Genomic DNA, 26097 nt, shown 5'->3' on the forward strand with positions numbered 1-26097 from the left:
AATAGTCGATAAAATGGATTTAGATTCTAATACAAATTTTACCGGATTGGAAGTTGCAGTTGTTGGTATGGCTTGCAAGTTTCCGGATGCTGAAAATATAAATACTTATTGGGAGAATATTCAGAGAGGCAAGGAATCTGTCAGATTTTATACCACTGAAGAAGTAATGGAATCTGGGGTAAAATCTGAACTCCTAAACGACCCCAACTACATTAAATCGAATGGTTGTGAGATTGCAGACAGGTACGGTTTTGATGCAGAGTTTTTTAATTATACTGCTGATGAAGCGATTTTACTGGATCCACAAATCCGGCTGATGCACGAGTGTATATATAATGCTCTAACCGATGCCGGTTATGCTCCTTCTGATTTCAAAGGTAATATTGGCTTGTTTGCCGGATGTTCAGCAAATCCATTATGGGAAGTATTGTGTAATGTTTCCGGTATCTCCTCAGAAATCGGAAACTGGTCGGCCAACCATTTTATGAATAAAGATTTCGGGCCAACATTGGTGTCTTATAAGCTTGGACTGAAGGGCCCAAGTGTCAATGTTGATACGGCTTGTTCTACTTCGTTGGTTGCAGTACATATGGCATTGAAGTCTATTTTATCAGGAGAGTCTGACCTGGCCATTGCAGGTGGAACCTCGGTCAGCGTAAACAGAAGCATAGGCTATTTATATAAAGAGGGATACATTAATTCGCCGGATGGGCATTGCCGGACCTTTGATGAAAATGCCAATGGCATTATTGGAGGAGAGGGTTCAGGAATGATTGTACTTAAATTGTTAAGTAAGGCGATAGCAGATAACGATCATATTTATGCGACGATCAAAGGAAGTGCGATTAATAATGACGGGAACAGAAAGGGTGGTTTTACTGCTCCCAGTGTACAGGGGCAGATTGAGGTCATTAGAAATGCGCTGAAATTATCGGGACTTGAAGCAGAGCACATTGGTTTTGTGGAAACTCATGGAACGGGTACTAATCTGGGGGATCAGATAGAAATAGAAGCGTTAAAAAAGGCCTTTGATACTGACAAAAAGAATTATTGTTATCTCGGGGCTACCAAGACTAATATCGGACATCTGGATGCTGCTTCCGGTATTGCCGGACTAATTAAAACGATACTTGTCCTTAAGCATAAAGTGATTCCACCTCTTGTTAATTTTCAAACTGAAAATCCAAAATTAGGAATTGGTAAATCCCCTTTTATCCTTACCAATAAACAAGAAGACTGGGTTTCTGAGCAACCCAGAAGAGCGGGAATTAGTTCCTTTGGAATTGGCGGGACCAACATACATATGGTATTGGAAGAGCACCTCAGTACTGTTTCAGATAAGGAGGCCTCTGACGATGAAAAAATACTGATTCTATCGGCAAAAAATAAGATTGCACTGGAATTGATGAAAGAAAATCTCTATGAATATATCCAGAAAAATGAGAATCTGGATATGTCTGCCCTGGTTCATACTCTTCAAACCGGAAGGGATCATATGGCCTGCAGATTGAGTGCGGTATTCAGATCCAGGGAAGAATTACTTGATATTTTTAAACTAAACGCCTTTAAGAGCGGGCTAGCCATCTCAAAAAATAAGAAAATAATATTTGCATTCCCCGGTCAGGGTATGCAGTATGCAAACATGGGTAAAGAGCTGTACGCAGAAGAAGTCCTATTCTCTACTGTTCTGGATGAATGTTTTGGTATATTAAAAAGAATCACAGGAACAGATTTCAGTACCGTACTTTATCCAGATGCAGACGAAAACAGTGAAAAAATCAATGAAACTATAAATAGTCAGCCCATATTATTCAGTTTTCAATATGCACTGGCAAAATTAATGATCTCCAGAGGCATTCAACCAGACGCATTTATCGGACATAGTATAGGGGAATATGTTGCTGCCTGTTTATCAGGGGTGATTTCATTAGAGGACGCGCTCCGTTTAGTTTCAAAGCGGGCTGAGTTTATGCAGAATATGAAACCTGGTAAAATGCTTGCTGTAAACTTAAATTGGAAAGAGGTGGTCAAATTTACCTCTCCTTCGATTTCATTTGCATCGATAAACAGCCCATTGCACTGTGTATTGTCCGGCACGACGGAAGAGATCATTAAACTGCATGGCATATTTACCGAGTTAAACATCAATGCCGGTATTTTAAAAACATCACATGCTTTTCATTCTTTTATGATGCGGGATGCAGCAGAAATGCTGGAAAACGAAATGGAAGATGTCGTATTTCATGAGCCTCAGATTCCATTTATTTCTAATGTAACAGGAGATTGGATTAAAACTGAAGATTGTCAGACTGCAGTATATTGGGCTAAACAGTTAAAGAGCCCAGTACAGCTTGAGAAAGGAATAAGCAAAATACTTGAAGCGAAAGAAGTGATCATTCTGGAGCTGGGACCTGGAAATTCTATAGGGTCATTTGTTGAAAAAAATAAAGAATTTAAAGAGAGTCATCACGTTCATAGTATTGTAAGACATGTAAATAATCATTCTTCTCCAGATTTAAGATATTTACTGAATAAACTTCGTGACATCTGGTTGTCTGGAGTAGACATTAACTGGTCTTCATTTTATAAAAGTCAGGCGAAAATTTCCTTGCCAGGATATGGTTTTACTCATAAAGAATTTAAAATTGATCCACAAATACTGGATGATTTATTAAGCGGACGTAAGTTAAATGGAGAGACCAATAAAAATGAAGTAGAAAAATGGTTCTATATCCCTGGATGGAAAAAAAGCACAGCTCATTATAAGCAAAAAAAATTAGATGGAAAATGGTTGATCATAGGTTTCGATGAGCAGCTGATCCGTAATTTTATAAGTCATATCGACGTTCCTGTGGACAAAGTATACAGCCTGGTGCCAGGTTTATCAGACACGGTCAGCCTGGACAATCATAATGGCTTCAAAATTAATATAGATAATCCAGAACATTACCTTGAATTTGTCGAGCATTTTAATAAGCTAAGTGAGCCGTTAACAATTATTGATCTTTCCTTTTTTACTCCTGAGGATACTTTACCTGCGGCATATGTGGTTGATTTTGTCTCTTATCATCATTTATTGCATTTAGGGAAAGCATTTGGCCGGTTGACACGCGTACCTGAGGTGTTTTTAAATTGTTTAACTATAGATAACTATGATGTTTATGGTTCAGAGCAATTAACATTACGTGCTTCGTATCTTGCCAGTACATTAAAAGTAATCTCTCAGGAGTATTTCTATGTGAAATCTAAAAATATTGATGTTTCCGCTGCTGAACTATCCGATCTACCAGGGCTTTATAAAAGGATAGGTAAGGAGGTGTCAATTGACTCCAATGAAACTGTCATTGCCTTGAGAAATTATACGCGATGGATTCCCGCTTATGAGCAATTGAATAAAAATGAGCTGGCTCCTGATTCCAAATTTGAAATTCAGGAGAATTCAGTTTACCTGATTACCGGAGGTCTTGGAAATGTAGGTTTTGTTCTGGCAAAATATCTCTGCAGGAAAGGAGCAAGAGTGGCGATCATCGGGAGAACTGAAATCAGTTCCGGCATCAATAGCTCAGATAGTGAAAAGTTGAAGCGATTCAACCAGCTTAAAGAAATTAAATCTGACGTTTTTTATGTTTCGACTAATGTGGCGGATGAAAAATTGCTTAATGAAGCAGTTCAGCAGATTGAACAGGAGCTAGGGAACATAGTGGGAGTATTTCATCTTTCGACAGCTGGTTTTTCGCATCATGAAGATCATTTGATTAAAGAATTAAGCATAGCTACCTGCAGAGAACAGTTCAATGCAAAATTGAAAGGTGCTGAAAATATTCGTCAGGTTTTTAAGCATCATCAGGTTGACTTTGTGGTGTTATTTTCTTCTATAGCATCAGTTTTAGGCGGAATCGGTTATTTTGCGTATGCCGCTGCAAATGCTTGTCTGGACCGTATGGCTGAAATAAATGATGGTGTTGATGCCGTACGGTGGGTTTCCATCAATTGGGATGCATGGGGAACGGAGAATAATGGAGCTGCTGATCTGGCTATTACTGAAAATGAGGGTAACCAGGTATTTTCTCAAATGGAGTTATTACTGGGACATGGTCGTCTTGTCGTGTCAGTTCATGATTTGAAGGACAGAATGGACCGTTGGGTTTTGAAAAAACAGGATTTACCCGATCATAATATTAAAATGCCAGAATTGGAAAGGCCACAGCTTTCCGGTGACATTGACCTTCCTGAAAATCAAATAGAAACTGAATTAGCTGCAATCTGGAAGAGCCTATTTGGTTACGATACCATTGGCGTTAACGATGATTTTTTTGAACTCGGAGGAGACTCACTCAAAGCCTTAGGTCTATTGAATTCAATAAGGCGGAAATTTGAAAAAGAAATTTCATTGGCTGAGTTCTTTAACGCTCCCTCTATCCGGGCGATTGCTTCTCTCATTTCCTTGTTGGCCGTGAATTCAACCGGGATTAATAAGGCTACTGAAAAGGAAACTTATGCATTGTCCTCTGCGCAACAACGTTTGTATTTTTTATATGAACTTGATAAAAGTTCATTGGCTTATAATATGCCGCAGGTGGTGAGAATTAGCGGTGGACTCGACCTCATCAGATTCGGCAATACTTTTAAAGAACTCATTTCTCGTCATGAGAGTTTACGTACCAGCTTTATCCTAAAAGATGGAGAGGCTTGTCAGCTAGTTGGTGATGGGGCCGGTTTTTCTATAGAAGAGTACAGGATTTCAACGCTTGAGCTGAAAGAAGTTATCCGTCAGTTTATCCGTCCATTTGATCTGGATAAAGGACCACTCATCCGTATAGGGATAGTTTCGATCGCAGAGGAAGAACATTTGTTGTTGGTGGATATGCACCATATCATTACAGATGGAATTTCTCAGGGAATTTTGATCCGCGATTTCATGCAGCTGTATGAAGGAGAAGAATTACCATCCCTGAAATTGCAATATAAAGATTATTCAGAGTGGCAACAAGGTGAAGGTGAGCAGTTACGTATCCGCGAACAGAAAGAATTCTGGTTGGCAGAATATAAGGTCTTGCCAGATATTCTTGAGCTGCCTGCTGATTATGCCCGCCCTAAAAAACGCAGTTATCAGGGAGGGACCTATAAGTTTGAACTGGATGAAAAGACTACTGCTGCCTTGCGCTATTTAGGCGAGCAGGAAAAGTCAACCTTATTTATGGTCTTGTTGTCAGTATACAATATCTTCCTTGGTCGGCTTGGTAATCGGGAGGATATCGTTGTAGGAACCCCTTTAGCGGGTCGTCAGCATCCTGAAATTGAAGGTATTATCGGCATGTTTGTGAATACCCTTGCATTACGGAATTATCCGGAAGGGGATTTGAAATTTCGTGACTTTTTGAGGAAAGTACGTTCAAAAACACTCTCCTGCTTCGATAATCAAGATTTTCAATATGAAGAACTTATTGAAGAGCTGAAACTGACACGTGATATGAGTCGGAATCCTTTATTTGAGACCGTATTTTCCTATGAAAATTTTGAAACGGAAGCACTTGAGATTTCCGGGTTGAAACTCGATGCCTACGATCATGGACTTGGAAGTGCTAAATTTGATTTGTCTTTATCGGCTGTAGAAGGTGCTGACCGTTTATATTTCGGATTTAGTTATTCTACCGACCTGTTTACTGAGTCTACAATCGGACGTTTTGCACATTATCTACAGCGTGTGATTAGTGCTATCGTATCAGATCATGATATTCGTATTGCAGATATAGATATCTTATCAGAAGAAGAGAAATATCAGCTTTTAAATCAGCATAATCATTCCTCGGTATCTTATCCTGAAGATCGTACTGTGGTCAGCTATTTTGAGGAGCAGGTAAAGCTTTACCCGGATCGCATTGCTCTGGTAGATCAGGATGTTTCGCTAAGTTATCAGGTACTTGATGGTTTAAGCAACCGGCTTGCCCGTGTTCTGCGTAAAGCGGGGGTAGGGCGGAATAGTATTGTCGGTTTGTTAACCGGACGGACACAAGAGACTGTGATAGGGATGCTCGGCATTCTGAAAGCCGGCGGGGCTTACCTTCCTATGGACCTGGATTATCCTCATGACCGGATCAGTTATCTGCTGGAAGACAGTCAAGCTGTGTTGCTTCTGGTGACTGCAACTGACTACCTGGTATCCCATGAGCTAAATACGATGGTTGTTCAGCAGGTTCTTGAACAGGATGAGATCAGCCTTGAAGCTTTACCTTCGGAGAATCTTGCCGAAGATCTTTGTTATGTGATCTATACCTCCGGTACCACTGGTTATCCAAAAGGTGTACTGGTAGAGCACCGGAATGTTGTGCGTTTATTTTTCCATTCGGAGCCTTTGTTTGATTTCGGAGCAGAAGATGTCTGGACGATGTTCCATAATCCTTATTTTGATTTTAGTGTCTGGGAAATGTATGGGGCGTTATTGTATGGCGGAAAACTGGTGATGATCCCCAAAATGGTAGCCCGTGACCCGGGTTCCTATCTTTCCTTACTGGTTTCTCATGGTGTTACGGTATTGAACCAGACCCCTTCGGCATTTTATAACCTGATCGAAGCAGAATCGTATGCGGGGTTATCACCCGATGCATTGAAGTTAAGGTATGTTATTTTTGGTGGTGAAGCTCTTAAACCTTTAAAGCTATCTGGCTGGTATGCCAGGTATCCGGATATCGCGCTGATCAATATGTTCGGGATTACCGAGACGACAGTGCATGTGACTTATAAATTAATTACAGAACAGGAGATCGGTGGGAATGTGAGCAATATTGGTACACCTATTCCGACACTATCTGCCTATATTTTTGATCCTTACCAGCGTTTGGTTCCTCAGGGCGTTACCGGAGAACTGTATGTTGGTGGAGCAGGTGTTTCCCGTGGTTATCTTAACCGTCCGGAGCTTAATGCATCTCGTTTTGTGCCCAATCCCTACCGTGCTGAAGAACGTCTTTACCGGACCGGGGATTTGTGCCGTCAGCAGGCAAACGGAGAACTGGAATATATCGGCCGGATTGACCATCAGGTTAAAATCCGTGGTTATCGGATTGAACTTGGGGAGATCGAAAGCCGTTTGCTGGAGCATGACCAGATTTCAGATGTGGTGGTGCTGGTCCGAGAGGATCATGAAAATAACAGTTCGTTGTGTGCTTACCTGGTTAGTACAGAAGAACTGGAGTTGTCCGTGATTCGGAGTTATCTTTCGGGGGTATTGCCAGATTATATGGTTCCCTCACACTTTGTTCAGGTTCCTTTCCTTCCTCAGACCGGAAACGGGAAAGTAGACCGTGATGCACTACCAGCACCTGTTCCTCAGGATGGATCTGCTTATGTAGCTGCGGAAAGTGACCTTGATATTGCCCTAAGTAAGCTTTGGTCTTCTGTACTTCAGGTTGCTGAGGTCGGCTTGACCAGTAACTTTTTCAGTTTAGGTGGAGATTCTATGCTTGCACTGAAACTGGTTAGCCGGATCAACCGGGATCTGGGTTTGAAGATGAGCATTGCCGATCTGTTTACCTATCAGTGTATTGGAGAGTTGAGCCCACGGTTAGTGGCTGTTTCTCCGTTGTCAGATGAAAAAGAAGTAGTTGCCGGTTTACTGGCCTCTTATGATATTTTACGGTCGTCGTTCCTGGAGTCACATCCTTCAGTGAATGGGGATGATGTAAGTGCTGTTTATCCGGCAAGTGACATTCAGAAGGGGATGCTTTATCATTCGATGAAAGAGCGGGGACTTTATCATGACCAGATGGTTCATGTGGTCCGTTATCCGGATCATTACCTTTCGTTGCTTGATCAGGCGATGGGCCTTCTGATCGAGAAACATTCGATTCTTCGGACAGGTTTTTACCAGGGAGAGGAAGAGCTGTTACAGGTTGTTTTTACCGAGGGTGTTGCCGATATCCGTTACCAGGATTTGAGTGAGCTGTCTAGCTCAGCTCAGGAGGCTTTTATCCGGGAATCGCTGGAACAGGATAAGGATGAGCCTTTCGGTCTTGGTGAGCCCGGCTTATTCCGATTGCTGGTTTTCCGTTTGGAAGAGGGTCGGAGTTGTGTATGTCTGGTTTGTCACCATGCGATTATTGACGGCTGGAGTGAGGCCTCTTTGAATACAGAGCTTCACAATACGCTGATGAGTCTTTCTGCCGATCCTGAATTCCGTCCTGCCGGACTGCGCCATAGCTATCTGGACTTTGTTATTGATCAGCATCTGGCCTCGATGGACGGGAGATTACAGACTTACTGGCAGGAAGCACTGAAGGATTATAAACGTTTTGTTTTTTCCTCAGTAGAGGAAGTATCTGAGTACCGGACCCACCAATCGAGTTTGGACGGGGCTTTACTTTCGGGGTTAAATTCCTGGAATTTATCTTCAGAAGTGAGTGTTCGCAGCCTTTGTTTTTCAGCTTTTGTTTACGCCCTTTATATGTTGAGTTACGAGAATGACCTGACGGTTGGATTGGTGACCAATAACCGTCCTGCTTTGGAGGATGGGGACCAGATTCTGGGTTGCTTTTTGAATACAGTACCTTTTCGAACTTCTGTACCCGAGCAAGGGAGCTGGCTTTCTTTTGTGCAGGAGATCAATACAAAGCTGAATGGACAGAAGGAGTATGAGCGTTTGTCTTTTTCGAAGATTGTATCCGGGCTGCAAGAGGCTTCAGGAGATCAGAATCCGATCACTGATGTGCTGTTCAACTATGTAGATTTTCATGTTTACGATGCTTTACAGGGTGCTGAACTGAATGAGGGTGGAGGGGCAGTTTTGTCAGATGGACCAGTTGCTGATCAGGGAGAAGGAGTTTCAGGAGAAACGCGGAACAACTCCTTATTTAACCTGAATGTAGACCGGACCGGTGGGGAACTGAAGCTTTCCTTATGTTACCAGAGTAATTTTGTGAGTGGAAGTACCGTGGAGCAGTTCATGAGTTATTACCATCGGGTACTGGAACTGATCTTAAGCAGTCCGGATTCTCCTATTGGTATGGGTTCAGTTTTATCTGTTCAGGAGCAGGAGCAATTGTTGTATGGGTTTAACGCTACAGCCGCTGTTTATCCGGCAGATCAAACAATTCTGGACTTATTTGTGGAACAGGTAGGGCGAAATCCAGAAGCAGTGGCATTGAGTGATGAGCAACGGAGTATGACTTATGAAGAACTTGATCAGCGTAGTTCTCAGCTGGCCAATTATTTGCATCAACATGTGGGCTTAGAAAAGGGGAAAATCGTCGGATTATTAATTGATCGGGAAATAGACCTTATTCCAGTTATATTCGGCGTACTCAAGGCTGGATATGCCTATATTCCGATTGATGTAAAACATCCCCTAGAACGGATTAATTCAATAATTGAAGATTCCGGACTAAGCTTTATTATTAAAAGTGATCATATTCAATACGCAGTTGCGACGCAGATTGATCAGACCTCTATTACTGATTTATGGAAGGACTTAAATGCCATTGACCATTCCAGACCGATTGTAGATATTACAGGTAAAGATCTGGCTTATATTATCTATACTTCCGGATCTACAGGTAGGCCCAAAGGTGTAATGATAGAACATCATTCCCTGGTGAATATCATCACTGCTATGGATCAAAAGTATCCATTATCAGCGACAGATAAATTCCTGTTAAAAACAAATTATTCTTTTGATGTATCCGTTGCAGAAATCTTCGGATGGTTCTTAAATGGTGGAAGCCTCTGTATACTTAAGTCGGGCTCAGAAAATGATCCTTCAGCGATACTAGATACAATAGAACAGAATCGCATTACCCATATCAACTTTGTTCCGTCCATGTTTTCGGCATTCCTGAATTTCATAGGACAGCGGGATTTGAATAAAATAGCTTCATTAAAGTACATTTTCCTTGCCGGAGAGGCATTATCCGGTGAATTAGTTAGAAAGTTTCAGGCTCTGAAGACAGGAATTGCCATTGAAAATGTTTATGGGCCTACAGAGGCAACAGTTTATAGCAGTGCTTATTCTACATTGCCAAATAATGATAAATTACCCGTTCCGATAGGAAAGCCATTGAAGAATGTAAAATTCTACATTTTAAACGCTTCAGGCTGTTTACTACCTCGTGGAGTCGCAGGAGAATTATATATCGGTGGGGCAGGGGTTGCAAGAGGTTATCTGAATAATGAAGACCTTACTGCAGAGAGATTTGTAGGCAGTCCATACAGTGAAAATCAGAAATTATATAAATCTGGCGATCTTGCAAAGTGGACGGTTGATGGAGATATCTTATTTATTGGCAGAATTGACAATCAGGTCAAACTTCGTGGATACAGAATTGAACTGGGAGAGATTGAAAATCAATTGCTTTCTTATACTGGGGTTAATCATGCTATAGTTCTTTTAAGAGAAAAGCAGGGTAGTAAAAATTTGATTGCTTATTACAGTGCAGAGCAAGAGATCGAAAACGCAAAACTAAAGACCTTCTTACTAAATAAACTGCCGGAATATATGGTTCCTGTAATTTATATGTATCTGGAAAATGTTCCCCTCACTACCAGTGGGAAAATCGATAAGAAAGCCTTACCTGATCCTGGCATGGAAGAGCAAAGCGCTTACGAAGAAGCAACAAGAAAAGAAGAAATACTTTTGGTGGATATCTGGTCTAAAGTACTTGGAGTAAAGAAAGTTGGTATTCATGATAATTTCTTTTCATTGGGAGGTGATTCCATCAAGTCCATTCAGATCAGTTCCCGCTTGCGTGGTTTAGGATATGAACTATCCGTGAAGTCTGTATTTAACTTCCCGGTAATTAAAACTCTCGCATCAAAATTGAAACATCTGGAGCGATTATCAGATCAGTCTCCTGTTTATGGGGAAGTACTTTTAAGCCCTGTTCAGTCCTGGTTTTTTGATAAAAATAAGAGGTATAGACACCATAACAACCATGCTGTAATGCTGAGATTTGAGCGCGGCATTTCTGCTGAATCGGTAAATCAGATATTTTATAAACTACAGAATCATCATGATGCATTGAGAATGGTATTTGCCGAGCATGAGGGGGGCATTTCTCAAAGAAATTTTGAAGCAGGAACACCCGTATGGCTAAATACTTTCGATCTGACAAAACATGACCATGCAAAAGAACTAATGTTTTTAGAAGTCAACAAGCTCCAGCGAAGTATAGACTTAGAGAATGGGCCATTAATGAAACTTGGTTTATTTCATACTAATGATGGTAGCCATTTATTAATCATTATACACCATCTGGTAATCGACGGCGTATCCTGGAGGATTTTATTCGAAGATATTGAGTCGCTCTACCAATTATTGATGGAAAATAAGCATTTGGAGCTACCATTGAAAACTGATTCATTTCAAGTCTGGTCCCGTTCTATCTACTCGTATTCACAAAGCAAAGCTTTTTTGCAGGCAAAATCATACTGGGACAGTATTAATGCTCAGGAAATAAATGATATCAGACCTGAGCTCTCAGATGGAGAAAATACATATAGCAGTACAGGTGTTGTCTCTTTTCATTTGACTGAGGCTGAAACAACAAAATTGCTGAAATATTCACAAGTTGCGTTTGGGACCCAAATTAATGATATACTGTTAACCGGACTGTTGTTGAGTATAGTGAAACAATTCGATTATAATGTAATCAGGATTGATCTAGAGAGTCACGGTCGTCAAAGTGCAGATCCGTTGATTAATATCAGTCGTACCGTAGGTTGGTTTACAAGCATCTATCCCGTGGTACTTAAATACCGGGGAATGGCATTGTCTGAGGTCATAAAAGGTGTAAAGGAAGCACTTAGAAATGTTCCTAATGAAGGATGGGACTTTCTGATTAATAAATATATGGCTACTGATTCAATCCATGGTAATGTCAGTAGAGAATCCAGAATGAGTTTTAATTACCTCGGACAATTCGATCAGGATACTGAAAATAAATCTTACTCTATTTCCTCTGAATCAAAAGGGAATATTGTTGCTCCTGAACAAGTAAGACCTTATGACCTGGAAGTTCTGGGACTGGTGTCAGGACATCAGTTATATATGGATATTATCTATAGTAAAAATCAGTTTAAGGAATCTACATTACAACACCTGATGGACCATTATCGAGTGTGTCTGGCAGAAGTGATTGATTACTGCTGCAATTATGGCAAGACTGAATTAAGTCCTTCTGATCTCACCTATAAAGGTTTGACAATAGATCAGCTCAACCATTTACAGGGGGCATATAATCTTACGGATATCTATTCTTTATCACCAATGCAAAGAGGCATGCTGTTTCATGCCTTGCTTGATAAAGCGTCAGATAATTATTTCGAACAGATGACCTTTACAGTGAAGGGTAACTTAAACGTTGAAGCTGTAAAATCCAGTATCAATATGTTATCTCAACGCTATGACATTCTTCGGACCAGATTTCTTTATGAGGATTTGAAGCATCCATTACAGATGGTTTTAGAGGAAAGTCCTGTGGACTTTCTGTATAAAGATATCCGTGATGAGTATAGAAATGATTCAAAAGAGAGGATTGTGGAGTCTTTCCGCCTGAAGGACATGTCAAATAAATTTGATTTAAGTAATGATAGTTTGATGCGATTGTCTGTCTTGCAAACCTCAGAAAATGAATTTGAATTTATATGGAGTCATCATCATATCCTAATGGATGGATGGTGTATGGCGATCATTATTGAAGAATTCAGGAAGATTTATTCAAGTCTGTCCAGCGGTAGCGAATTTATTCTTCCTCCTGTTAAGCCCTATGCGGATTACATTAAATGGATTGATAGCAGAGACAAAGAAGAAGCGGCTAATTACTGGAAGAATTATTTGTTGTTTTATGAAGTTCCTGTAAGCTTACCTAAAAAAAGGAAAGCGCATACTGCCTACTTCTTACAGCCTGAGTTTAGTGCTAGTTCATTGATTATAGACAGAGGCAGGACACAAGCTGTCAATAAGCTTTCCCGTACATATGGGATAACGGTTAATAGTATCATTCAAGCCGTCTGGGCACTTTTGTTAAGTAAATACAATAATACCAATGATGTTGTATTTGGTTCGGTAGTATCCGGGAGACCCGCTGAAATTGAAAATGTAGAGCGTATGGTTGGTCTATTTATTAATACTGTACCAGTGAGAATAACTTATGAGGCTAGTGATACTATTGCAGAATTATTAAAGTCGGTGCAAAGCCAGGCTCTTGAAGCAGGAAGTTATCATTATCATCCATTAGCAGAAATACAGGCCTTAACTGAACCCGGAAGAGATCTGTTTGATCATATTATGGTATTTGAAAATTATCCATTGTCTGAGCGGCTGGAGGGACATATACCAGAAGAGGATATTTCCGATGATATAGAAATTGATAATGTAAGAATGTTTGAACAGACAAATTACGATTTAAGTATTCTGGTGATTCCCGGAGAGGAGATCAGCATTCAATTCGATTTTAACTCAAACGTATATGATCCTGAGTTAATGAGTAAAATGGTTGTTTTCTTGGATGATATTCTTGACCAGGTCCTTTCCGCTCCTGATCTGCGGCTTTCTGATCTTGATTTGCTTTCTTCCACTGAACGTTTACGTTTACTGGAACTGGGCAGGGGAGCTGTTCCTGCTTACCGAACCGATCGGACTCTGGTAGAGCTGTTCAGGGAGCAGGTGTTAAAGAATCCGGATGCTGCTGCAATAATCTTTGAAGATCAGGTACTGAGTTATCAGGAACTGGATGATCTTTCCAGCCGGTTGAGTGTGTTTTTAAGAAATTCGGGAGTGGTATCTGGAGCAGTAATCGGGTTGATGTTAGACCGTTCACCAGAGATGATTGCAGGGATTCTTGGTATACTAAAGTCAGGAGCAGCTTATGTACCTATTGATAGTATTTTGCCACAAGAGCGTATTCTTTACCTATTGAAAGATAGTGGCGCCAGCTTTTTGCTCACTTCATCAGCGTACTGGCAGACATATCAGGATCATATTTCTGTACTGGATATCTCAGCGGCTGAAAGTGTTGCTGAACAGGGGGGAGAGGTTCAGGTACAGACTGAACCGGGAGATCTGGTTTATATTATTTATACCTCAGGCAGTACCGGAAAACCTAAAGGGGTCATGGTAGGCAATACTTCATTGATTAATTTTATTGAAAGTCAGCGGAATTTATTTGAGATCACCTCTGCTGAGCGTATTCTTCAGTTTTCGACGATCAGTTTTGATGCTTCAGTTGAGCAGATCTGGCTGGCCTTATTAAGCGGTGCTGGTTTGGTATTGCTAAGTAAGGAAGTGCTTACAGATCAGGAAATGTTCCAGGATTATCTCCGGATTCATGAGGTGACTCATCTTCATGCTACACCTTCCTTTCTGGAAAACATCCGTCTGCCGGATCAAAACTCCCTGAAGCGGATCATTGCCGGAGGAGAAGCCTGCAGTGCAGATCTGGCCAACCGGTACAAAAAGAACTATAATTTCTATAATAAATATGGTCCAACTGAGAGTACTATAAGTTGTCTTATTTATCATGTTGAACAAAGTTCAAGCTTTAAATCGGCGGTTCCTATCGGGCGTGCGATATCAGGTACCTGTGTTTATATATTGGATCAATATCAGGGTTTAAGTCCTGAGGGGGCATTAGGAGAGTTATGTATCTCTGGTCTTGGACTTTCAAAAGGTTATGTGAACAATGAAGCTTTAACCGCAGAGAAGTTTGTGAGCAATCCTTTTGAAAAGGATGGGTTGATGTACCGTACCGGAGATCTTGTTCGCTGGGGCGCAGATGGGAATATCGAATTTTTGGGTCGTATTGATGACCAGGTGAAGATCCGTGGTTACCGGATAGAACCAGGAGAAATCGAAGTGGTGATCAGTGGATTGGAGGAGATCAACCAGGCTTTGGTAGTGGTTAAGGAACAAGGTAGCGATAAACACCTGGTAGCCTACTACACTACAGCAGCAAGACTTCCTGTTGCTGACTTAAAGCAGCGTCTTCAAGGCTTGCTTCCAGAGTATATGCTTCCCTCTTATTATGTTCATTTATCCGAGTTTCCATTAACAAGCAATGGTAAAGTAGACCGTCGTGGACTTCCGGAATTACGGTTGGATATAGCAGATGATTATGTGGCGGCTTCTACTGGCCTGGAAGATACTCTTGTCACCATTTGGTCAGAGATCTTAAAAATAGAAGAGGACAGGATCAGTGTAAGCAAGAGTTTCTTTGATTTGGGGGGACACTCGCTGAAAGCAATGAGTCTGGTCAACCGGATCAGGAAAGAGGTGGGAGTAGAAGTCTCTTTAAAAGCAATCTTCAGCCATCAGAGTATCCGAAGTTTATCTGCATATATTCAAGGTATGTCTGGAGGCTCAGTTTATTCTTCAATACCTTTAGCCACCGGGAAAGGACATTACGCACTGTCTTCTGCTCAGAAGCGTTTGTATTTTCTATATGAGTTTGACCGGGATTCCCTGGCTTATAATATGCCACAGGCAGTCTGGCTCCATGGTGAGCTGGATCAGGATCGTTTGAGCGGAGCTTTCCGCTCTTTGATCCATCGTCACGAAGTACTCCGGACCAGAATTGTGATGATTGGGGATGAACCTTTTCAGGTTATTGGTGATGGATCAGACTTTTCAATCACAGTGTACCAGAGCAGCGAAGAAGAGGTTGATGCAGTAATGAGCAGGTTCATCCGTCCTTTTGATCTTGGTCGTGGTCTGCTGATCCGTGTGGGACTGGTCCATGTTGCCAGTGGAACAACCTTGATGATGGTGGATATGCACCACATCATTACCGATGGGGTTTCCCATGGGATTCTGATCCGTGATTTCATGGCTTTGTACGATGGACAGGAACTTTCTGCTCCGGGATTGCAGTACAAGGATTACTCGGAATGGCAGCAGAGTGCAGCAGAACAGAAACGCATTGCTGAACAGAAATCCTTCTGGCTTTCTGAGTATCAGGATCTTCCTGAAGCACTGGAACTTCCCCTGGACTATGCACGTTCCAGGCAGGCTGTACATAAAAGCGGGAGTTATGGTTTTGAACTGGATGAACAGACCACCGGGGGGCTTCGTCGTTTAGGCGAAGAAAACGGAGCGACCTTATTTATGGTGTTACTGTCTGCGTATAAAATTTTGTTAAGCCAGCTGGGTAATCGTGAGGATGTAGTGGTCGGTATTCCAACGGCTGGTCGCCGTCATGCGGATCTGGAAGGAGTGATCGGTATTTTTATCAATATGCTGGCTTTACGTAATTATCCTTTAGGAAGCCTGAGTTTCCGTGCTTTTCTGAAGGAAGTGAGCTCCCGTACTTTATCCTGTTTTGACCATCAGGACTTTCAGTATGAAGATCTGGTTGATGAGCTGAAGCTCTCTCGTGACACAGGTCGGAACCCACTTTTTGAAGCTACCTTTTCCTATCAGAATTTTGAAACCGGTTCACTGTCTATTCCCGGATTAAGTTTATCCCCTTACGCTCAGGAAGCGGGAATCTCCAAATTTGATCTGTCTCTTTCTGCTATCGAGGAGTCCGGACTGCTATATCTGAATTTAAGTTATTCCAGAGACCTGTTCAATGCTTCAACGGTTGAACGTTTTGGAGATTATCTGCAACAGATTATAAAATTAGTGCTGGTGGATCCTGATATGCATCTTTCTGAAATCAACCTGCTTTCTGCTGCTGAGCGTTCACATTTACTGGAACTGGGTAAAGGATCTGCTGCTGCCTATGGAATAGAAAAGACCGTAGTAGATTTGTTTTGCGAACAGGTTCTGCAAAGGCCGGATGCTGTGGCTGTCGTTTTTGAAAAGCGTGCACTGACTTATGCTGAGCTGGACCAGTTGTCCAATCAGCTGGCTGGTCTTCTGCAAAGTTCTTATCAGATCCAGGCCGGAGATGCTGTGGGTATTTCCCTTGGAGGTACAGAATTGTTGCTGGTTGGGATCCTTGGTATCCTGAAAGCAGGCGGGGTTTATGTTCCTTTTGATGTTGACTATCCAGCAGAACGTAAAGCCTATTTATGTGCTGATGCCGGTATCCGTTTGTTGCTCACCGTTACCGATCATGTTTTTGATGCGGTAGATTATTACAGCGGTTCCATTATGGCCCTGGATGCAGAGCTTGTCCCGGACGCTCAGACTTATTCCAGGCCATCGGTTTCCATTACAGGGGAGAGCCTGGCATATATCAGTTATACTTCAGGCAGTACAGGCAATCCCAAGGGTGTGATGGTTCCTCATCAGGGTATCCTTCGGCTGTTGAACCTATGTGATATTGTGCTCAATGAGCATACCGTAACCCTTCAGTTATCCTCTGTATCTTTTGATGCAGCTACTTTTGAAATCTGGGTATCGCTTCTAAGCGGAGGTAAAGTTGTTCTGCGGGGAGATGGATCGATAGATATTGGCAAGCTTAATAATTTGATCCGTACAGAGGGGGTGAATACCTTGTGGCTGACGTCCGGACTTTTAGACCAGTGGGCTGATCATGATTTATCCGGATTGCCATTAGTATATCTTTTATCCGGAGGTGATGTTGTTCATGCAGCTTCTGTGTGTAAGGTTTACCGTCAGCTTCCTGAATTGAACATTTATAATGGTTATGGCCCCACAGAGAATACTACTTTTACCTGTTGTTATAAAATTCCCCGGACCATTCAGGCAGATGAGAATATTCCGATCGGCCGGCCGATCACAGGGAGTGATGTTTATGTGCTGAACAGCAGTATAGATTTATGTCCTGATGGGGTAGCTGGAGAATTATGTATCTCTGGTCTTGGTCTGGCAAGGGGTTATGTGAACAATGAAGCTTTAACTGCAGAGAAGTTTGTGAGCAATCCTTTTGAAAAGGATGGGTTGATGTACCGTACCGGAGATCTTGTTCGCTGGAAGCGGGATGGGAATATTGAATTCCTGGGTCGTATCGATGATCAGGTGAAGATCCGTGGTTACCGGATAGAGCCAGGAGAGATTGAGGCAGTCATCAGTGGACTGGAGGAGGTCAACCAGACCTTAGTGATGGTTAAGGAGCAAGGTGGCGATAAACACCTGGTAGCCTATTACACCACGGCCACACGCATCCCTTTTGCAGATCTAAAGCAGCGCCTTCAGGGCTTGCTTCCGGACTATATGCTTCCTTCTTATTATGTTTATTTATCTGAGTTTCCATTAACCAGCAATGGTAAAGTAGATCGCCGTAAACTTCCGGAATTAAGCCTGGATGTATCAGATGATTACGTGGCAGCTTCTACTGAACTGGAGCGTACACTTACCGGTATCTGGTCTGAGGTGTTGAAAATAGACCAGGATAAGATCAGTGTAAACAAAAGCTTCTTTGATTTGGGGGGACACTCGCTGAAAGCAATGAGTCTGGCAAATAAGATACATAAAACATTTTCTGTGGATTTTCCTATCTCTGATGTTTTTAATAACCCGACAGTAAAATTAATGGCGAAAATTATAGAAGTACAGCAATGGATTGGAGTGAGTGTTAATAAGAGTTCAGAAATTATAAAAATAAAGATCTAGATGAGAGACTTAATATATAAACTAAGGCAAAACAATATCGCAATTGATGTTATAGATAGCGAGCTTCAATTGAGCATACCTAATGGTCTTTTTTTAGATGAAATAATAGAAGAAGTAAGAGCCAATAAACAAGAGCTGATCTCTTTTATTGAACAAGCAAAAAATAATAAAAAAGTTAAAGCGATTCATCCTGTTGGAAAAAAGCCTTATTATGCATTATCCTCTGCTCAAAGGCGTTTGTATTTTTTATATGAGTTTGACCGGGATTCTCTGGCTTATAATATGCCCAGGGCGGTTTGGCTTGATGGAGAGCTGGATCAGGATCGTTTGAGCGGAGCTTTCCGCGCTTTGATCCATCGTCATGAAGTACTCCGGACCAGAATTGTGATGATTGGGGATGAACCTTTCCAGGTTATAGGTGATGGATCAGACTTTTCAATCACAGATTATCAGTGCCTTGAAGAAGAGGTTGGAGCAGTAATGAGCAGGTTCATCCGTCCTTTTGATCTTGGTCGTGGTCCGCTGATCCGTGTGGGACTGGTCCATGTTGCCAATGGAGCGACCTTGATGATGGTGGATATGCACCACATTATTACCGATGGGGTTTCCCATGGGATTCTGATCCGTGATTTTATGGCTTTGTACGATGGGCAGGAACTTTCTGCTCCGGGATTGCAGTATAAAGATTATTCAGAATGGCAGCAAAGTGCAGCAGAACAGGAGCGCATGGCCGAGCAGAAATCCTTCTGGCTTTCCGCGTATCAGGATCTTCCGGAGGTGCTGGACCTTCCCTGCGATTATGAACGTCCGGATCACCGGAATCATCGGGGAGAGAGTCATGGTTTTGAGCTGGATGAGCAGATTACGGGAGGACTTCGACGTTTAGCAGAAGAGCAGGATTCCACCTTATATGTTGTTTTGTTATCGGTTTATACGATCCTTCTTGGGCGTTTGGGTAACCGCGAGGATGTGGTGGTTGGTACACCTATTGCCGGACGCCGTCATGCGGACCTGGATGAGATGATCGGTATGTTTGTCAATACGCTTGCCCTTCGTAATTATCCCTTAGGGAGTTTAAGTTTCCGTGATTTTCTGAAGGAAGTGAGTTCCCGTACTTTATCCTGTTTTGACCATCAGGATTTTCAGTATGAAGATCTGGTTGATGAACTGAAGTTGCCACGTGACTTAGGGCGTAACCCACTGATAGAGGTGATGTTTTCTTATGAGAATTTTGAAATCGAGCAACTGGAGATTCCAGGACTGGTGATGAGTGCCTATCAACAGGAGGGAGAGAAGAGTTCGAAGTTTGACCTTTCGCTTTCTGCTTCAGAGCAATCCGGACGTTTATATCTGGCTTTAAGTTATTCCATCGAATTGTTCAGTGCTTTAACGATCCGTCGTTTCGGAACTTATTTCAAACAGATCATTGACCAGGTCCTTTCCGCTCCTGATATTCGGCTTTCTGAGCTTGATTTGCTTTCTTCCCCTGAGCGTTTACGTTTACTGGACCTGGGCAGGGGAGCTGTCCCTGCTTACCGAACCGATCAGACGGTGGTAGCGTTGTTCAGCGAACAGGTGTTAAAGCATCCGGATGCGAGGGCTATATTTTTTGAAGATCAGGAACTGAGTTATCAGGAACTGGATCATTTATCAAATCAACTGAGTCACTACCTGAAGGCAACCGAAGGGCTGCAAAAAGGAGAGCTGGCCGGGGTTAAACTGGAAAGAAGCAGTTGGTTGATCATTGCTCAGCTGGCTATTCTAAAAACTGGGGCGGCGTATGTATCGATAGATCCGAATTATCCTGATACCAGAATAGATTTTATAACAAATGATAGTCAGTGCAGATTTATCATTGATGGTGTTTTTATTGCTGGTTTTGAGGCGCTTTGTGACTCTTATCCCAGGAGTGCAACAGCGTTGATGATAAATGGAAATGATCCGGCATATGTTATTTATACCTCCGGGTCCACGGGATTACCTAAAGGTGTTCTGATTACACATCAAAGTCTGAGTAATCTATGCTTATGGCATCAGCATTATTATGGGGTTTGCCAGGATAGCCGTGGTACTTTATATTCCAGTGTTGGTTTTGATGCTTCTGTATGGGAGATATATCCTTATTTAGTTAGTGGTGGTAGTCTTTATCCGATTTTAAGGGACGAGATGCGGTATGATGTTCATGCTTTGCAGAAGTTTTTTGGCCAGCATCAGATTACCCATTCTTACCTGCCAAGTATTATCTGTCAGGATCTGGTTAGAAATGATATCGACCTTGATGGAGCATTGATTTTGACTGGGGGGGATGTATTGAGAATAAATGAAGGGACCTCACTAAAAATATATAATAACTATGGACCAACAGAAAATACTGTGGTCACTACGGTGGCTGATTTAACCGGATATAAAGGGGGGGTAATTTCGATCGGACGTCCGATATCAGGTACGTGTGTTTATATATTGGATCAATATCAGGGTTTAAGTCCTGAGGGGGCTTCCGGCGAGTTATGTATCTCTGGTCTTGGTCTTGCAGCTGGTTATGTGAATAATGAAGCTTTAACTGCAGAGAAGTTTGTGAGCAATCCTTTTGAAAAGGATGGGTTGATGTACCGCACCGGAGATCTTGTTCGCTGGGGTGCAGATGGGAATATCGAATTTTTGGGTCGTATTGATGATCAGGTGAAGATCCGTGGTTACCGGATAGAACCCGGAGAGATCGAAGTGGTGATCAGTGGATTGGAGGAGATCAACCAGGCATTGGTAGTAGTTAAGGAAGAAAGAGGTGATCAACACCTGGTAGCCTATTATACCACATCAACAATGGTTTCGGTTGCTGACTTAAAACAGCGCCTGCAAGGCTTGCTTCCAGAGTATATGCTTCCTTCTTATTATGTTCATTTATCCGAATTTCCATTAACAGTAAGCGGGAAGATAGACCGGCGTGGACTTCCGGAATTGAGTCTGGATGTATCGGATGATTACCTGGCAGCTTCTACTGAACTGGAGCGTACACTTACCGGTATCTGGTCTGAGGTGTTGAAAATAGACCAGGATAAGATCAGTGTGAATAAAAGCTTCTTTGATCTTGGAGGACATTCACTTAAGGCTGTTCAGTTGATTTCTCAGATCAATAAAAAAATCAAAAAGGAAGTAGGATTAGTAGATCTTTTTAGGTCCTCAACGATAAGTGCCCTTGCTGAAGTGATTACAGTAAAGGAGTATACGGATGTTATTAGTGATGAAAATCTGGTTCTACTTAAAGGCGGTGAAAAGGCTATTGAGAACCTGTTTTTTATACATGAGGTCAGTGGTAGTGTTCGGGGCTATGTCGAATTGGCTGGGTTGATGGGACAATACAATTGCTGGGGATTAAGAAGTGAGCTATTAAACTCACTAGCTCCTCAAAGTGTAGACATTAAAGAAATGGCATCCCGATATGTTCGTAAGTTAAAGCTTGTTCAAAAGACCGGTCCATATAAAATCGCCGGCTGGAGTTTGGGAGGCGTAATCGCACTTGAAATGATACAACAACTGGAGCTGAACGGTGAAAAAAACAATAAAGTAATTATGATTGACTCCCCGTTGCCTGTGTTTCCAAACAATATTTTTGCACCTAAAACAGATGATTTTATTAATCCCGTATTTACGTTAAATGAAGAGAAAGCCCTGATTGGGGGATTTGAAGAGAAGTTGATCTCTTCTCTAACTAATGTACAGACTGTAAAAGAATGCTGGGAATTAGCTGCTGAACATTTTGAAAAAGAAGGAAGCCATGAGTATATTATAAATAAACTGCCAAAGGATATGCTGAATCTCGTACTGGCTCCAGGTACTTCCAATAAATTAAGTGACACTATTAAATCTATAAATACAATCAGGTCATTACGTCATGCGCTCCAGCGTTTTTATTATGGAGCTAATGAAAAATCTGATGCACAATTGATTTATATGAAAGCGGAGACATCGGAAGTTGATTTAAGACAGCTTCAGGATGCTTTCCTGGAAAAAATAGTCGTTGTTGAACTGGGAGGTGGTCATTTTGATCTGCTTAAAGCTCCATCTGTTGTAAACGTTGCTGAATATCTAAAAAAATATCTGGATAATAGTCTATAGTTCAATCGCTTGTTTTGTGCTTGATATTTGTGGTGAAATAATTTTCTTATATATGTTTTTTTATATTCTTGTGTTTAAGTGTTTATCTATTGTTGTTTTTAAATGTTCATTTTTTTGTTTGTATGTTAAATAACTAAGATATTGTCATTAGGTGGAATGTTTTTGTTGTATTATGATTGACTTTCGTTAAAATGCTTTGTGATGTATGTATCATTTTGAATGCTAATTAGATAAGGTATATGTTAGCGCATTTTGGATTTACTTCCGTAAATTTTAATCAAGCCACTAATTGAAATTAAAAATCATATTAAAAAAAAATAATTATAATTCAATTGTTGTAAAAACTATTTAAAATAACAATTAATGAGAAAAAATAATCTCTATGTCTTTTTGATTTTAATCATTTCTAGTTTAGGTATATCTCCATCATTATTTGCACAATTGAAGGATGAGGCCATCAACAGTCAAATCCAGAATCAGGTTTCTGAGCTGATGGAAAAAGGTGATATTCCTGGTTTGAGTATTGTTGTACTCGAAAACGGCAAATCACTGATAAAAAGCTATGGTTATGCAGATTTGGAACTTAAAAAGCCCGTCAGCCCAAAAACCTTATTTCAAATTGGCTCTTGTAGTAAAGCATTTACTGCACTGGCAGTAGAACAACTGATCCGGCAAGAGAAAATTAATGTAAATGCAAACGTTTCTCAGTACATCCCATGGTTTCATCCTGATTATAAAAAGAAACCGGTTAAAATAACCGTTAACCAATTGTTGCATCATACCAGTGGGATTGCCTGGAGTACTATCTCAGATATTCCGGAATCTGATAGTAAAGATGCGCTTGAAAAGACAATTAGAATTATTGCGGGACTGCCGTTAAACAGATTGCCAGGCGAAAAATATGAATATGCTACCGTTAATTATGATGTTTTAGCATTGATTATTGAAAAGGTAACAGGAGAAACATTTGAAACTTATCTTCAGGATAGCATTATCAACAAGTTAAAGCTCCAATACACATCAGTTGGAAAACCTTTAGACAATGAATTAATGTCCGAGGGGTATAAAGTAGGTTTTTTTAAGGCCAGGTCTTATGAGGCTCCCGTATTTAAAGGAAACAATTCCGCTGGTTACGTCATTACCAATGCAATTGATATGTCTGAATGGCTTAAGTTTCAAATGGGGATGATCCCTTCGGATCTGTATCCTTTGGCTAAAAGTACCCATAGTAGAGACGAGACCGTTCCCCTGCATGGAATGGATGCTTATGCAGCAGGTTGGGAGATTGCGCTTAACGGGACAGGAGAGATATTTCATGGAGGACTTAATCCGAATTTTAGCGCCCATATTTTGTTAAGACCCGATCGTAAACTCGCAGTAGCAGTAATTGCAAATTCAAATAGCACTTATACTCCGGTTATCGCGAGGAAAATAATGCAATTGCTGGCATCTGAAAAGCAGGAAAATCAGCCAGACCCTGGTGATAATAACGACACGATATATTCTGTGGTCTTTTTTGGTTTGTTGAGTTACCTGCTGATGACTGTTCTATTTATCTGTTTTATGTTCAGTGATCTGATCAAAAAAGAACGTATATATCTGGGTTTTTCATTTGCTATGGTAAATCAGTTTTTACTTGCTATATGTTTCATACTACCTTTTCTATATGGTTTTTATTTTCTTCCCAGAGCATTTCTGGGCTTTGACTGGAGGTCTATATTTATCTGGTCACCGATAAGTCTTAGTTATTTGATTGTAACCGCCTTTATAGCCATTACTCTAACTTATCTTGCTTATTTTCTTAACCGATGTTTTCCTAATAAGAATAAGCATAAGGATGTAATTCCTGGTGTCGTTTTATTCAGCTTACTATCGGGAATCGCCAATGTGATTTTAATTATTCTGGTAACCTCATTGGTGGGGTCAAAAATACCCTTGCATTATATATTGTCTTATTATGCATTAATACTGGTCGTGTACTTGCTCGGAAGAAGATTTGTTCAGATGAATCTGACAAAGTTGACAAGGGGAATAGTGTATGACTTGAAAGTGAAATTGTTATCTAAAATTTTCTCCACTTCTTATCAGCATTTTGAAAAGATCGATAGAGGGAAGATTTATACTGCACTAAATGATGATGTAGATGTGATAGGCCAATCTGCTAGTACACTTGTATCATTGGTTACCAGCATCATTACAACTATTGGAGTTTTCGTATACCTCGCTTCGATCTCTTTAGTGGTAACGCTCGCTGTTATCGTATTGTTTGTAGCATTCTCCTTAGCCTATTATTTTGTTGTTCAAAGTACAAATATCTATTTTAAGGATGCGCGTGAAGAACGTAATGTGTATATGCGTCTGATCAATGGAATTGTTGATGGCTTCAAGGAATTAAGCTTACACGGAAATAAGAAAATATTATACAGGGATGAAGTCACTAAAAGTGCAAAAGCATATAAAGAAAAACGATCTGTTGCAGATATCAGGTTTATCAATGCCTTTTTAGTTGGAGAGTCATTGTTATTGGTGTTATTGGCTTTAGTTGCTTTTTGTGTTCCAAAATTCTTTCCCGAAATTCCTGTCTATACGGCCCTCAATTTTGTGATCATATTGTTGTATATGATTGGTCCGATTAACACCATTTTAGGCTCTGTTCCCCAATTGTTACAATTTAAAATTGCCTGGCAAAAAATACAGACCTTTTTAGCTCAGATACCTGCAAACCAGGATCTTCATAAAAAGACAGGGGAGGTAACTTCATTGGTGAAATCTATTAAACTCGAGCAGGTAAAATTTCATTACAAAAATGCAGAGAACAATGATTTTAGTGTGGGGCCTATTAATCTGGAAATTAAAAGCGGTCAGATTGTATTCATTATCGGTGGTAATGGGAGTGGAAAAACCACATTGGCTAAACTCATTACAGGCTTATATTCTTCAGACGAAGGCACCGTGTTCATCAATAATATGAAAACGGATAGTCATTGTCTGGGAGAGTATTTCTCGACGGTATTCAGTCCTTTTCACTTGTTTGAAAAATTGTATAATATTGATTGTACCGATAAAGATGAAGCCATTCAAAAGTATCTGAAATTACTTGATCTTGAAAAAAAGGTTACTATAAATGATAATAAGTACAGTACTATTAATTTATCTGCCGGTCAGCGGAAAAGGCTAGCACTTTTACAGTGTTACCTGGAGGATTCCCCAATCTATTTGTTTGATGAGTGGGCTGCTGACCAGGATCCTTCTTACCGTCATTTTTTCTATAGAACCTTACTTCCGGAAATGAGAAAACAGGGTAAAATAGTCATTGCCATTACCCATGATGATCATTACTTTGACATTGCAGACCATGTTTTGAAAATGGATGAGGGTAAGCTATCAACAGTTGATGTAGTTGCACCAGGTGAAACCCCGGATCATTTCTATGGGTTTAAGGCACCATTATTACCTTGAAATATCATTAACCATTTCTA

The 26097-nt window shown here is 40.9% G+C and carries 3 protein-coding genes; all 3 read left to right on the plus strand.

The features are described 5' to 3' along the window. Positions 1–13 precede the first annotated feature (13 nt). Positions 14–18505: a hybrid non-ribosomal peptide synthetase/type I polyketide synthase gene (locus BFS30_RS17195; RefSeq protein ID WP_069380422.1), complete on the plus strand. Its 18492-nt coding sequence runs from the start codon at positions 14–16 to the stop codon at positions 18503–18505. Beyond that, entirely contained in the window at positions 18506–22618 is a 4113-nt protein-coding gene (locus BFS30_RS17200; protein WP_069380423.1) for a non-ribosomal peptide synthetase, read from the plus strand. A gap of 363 nt (positions 22619–22981) precedes the next feature. Beyond that, the gene (locus tag BFS30_RS17205) at positions 22982–26077 is read left to right on the plus strand and encodes a cyclic peptide export ABC transporter (RefSeq protein WP_069380424.1); all 3096 of its coding nucleotides are present in this window, start codon (positions 22982–22984) and stop codon (positions 26075–26077) included. The last annotated feature ends 20 nt before the right edge of the window (positions 26078–26097 follow it).

This window comes from Pedobacter steynii (assembly GCF_001721645.1).
GTDB lineage: Bacteria > Bacteroidota > Bacteroidia > Sphingobacteriales > Sphingobacteriaceae > Pedobacter > Pedobacter steynii_A.

Excerpts from the sequence above, each read along its gene's own strand:
- BFS30_RS17195 (WP_069380422.1), top strand. The coding sequence starts at position 14 with ATGGATTTAGATTCTAATACAAATTTTACCGGATTGGAAGTTGCAGTT.
- BFS30_RS17200 (WP_069380423.1), top strand. The coding sequence starts at position 18,506 with ATGAGAGACTTAATATATAAACTAAGGCAAAACAATATCGCAATTGAT.
- BFS30_RS17205 (WP_069380424.1), top strand. The coding sequence starts at position 22,982 with ATGAGAAAAAATAATCTCTATGTCTTTTTGATTTTAATCATTTCTAGT.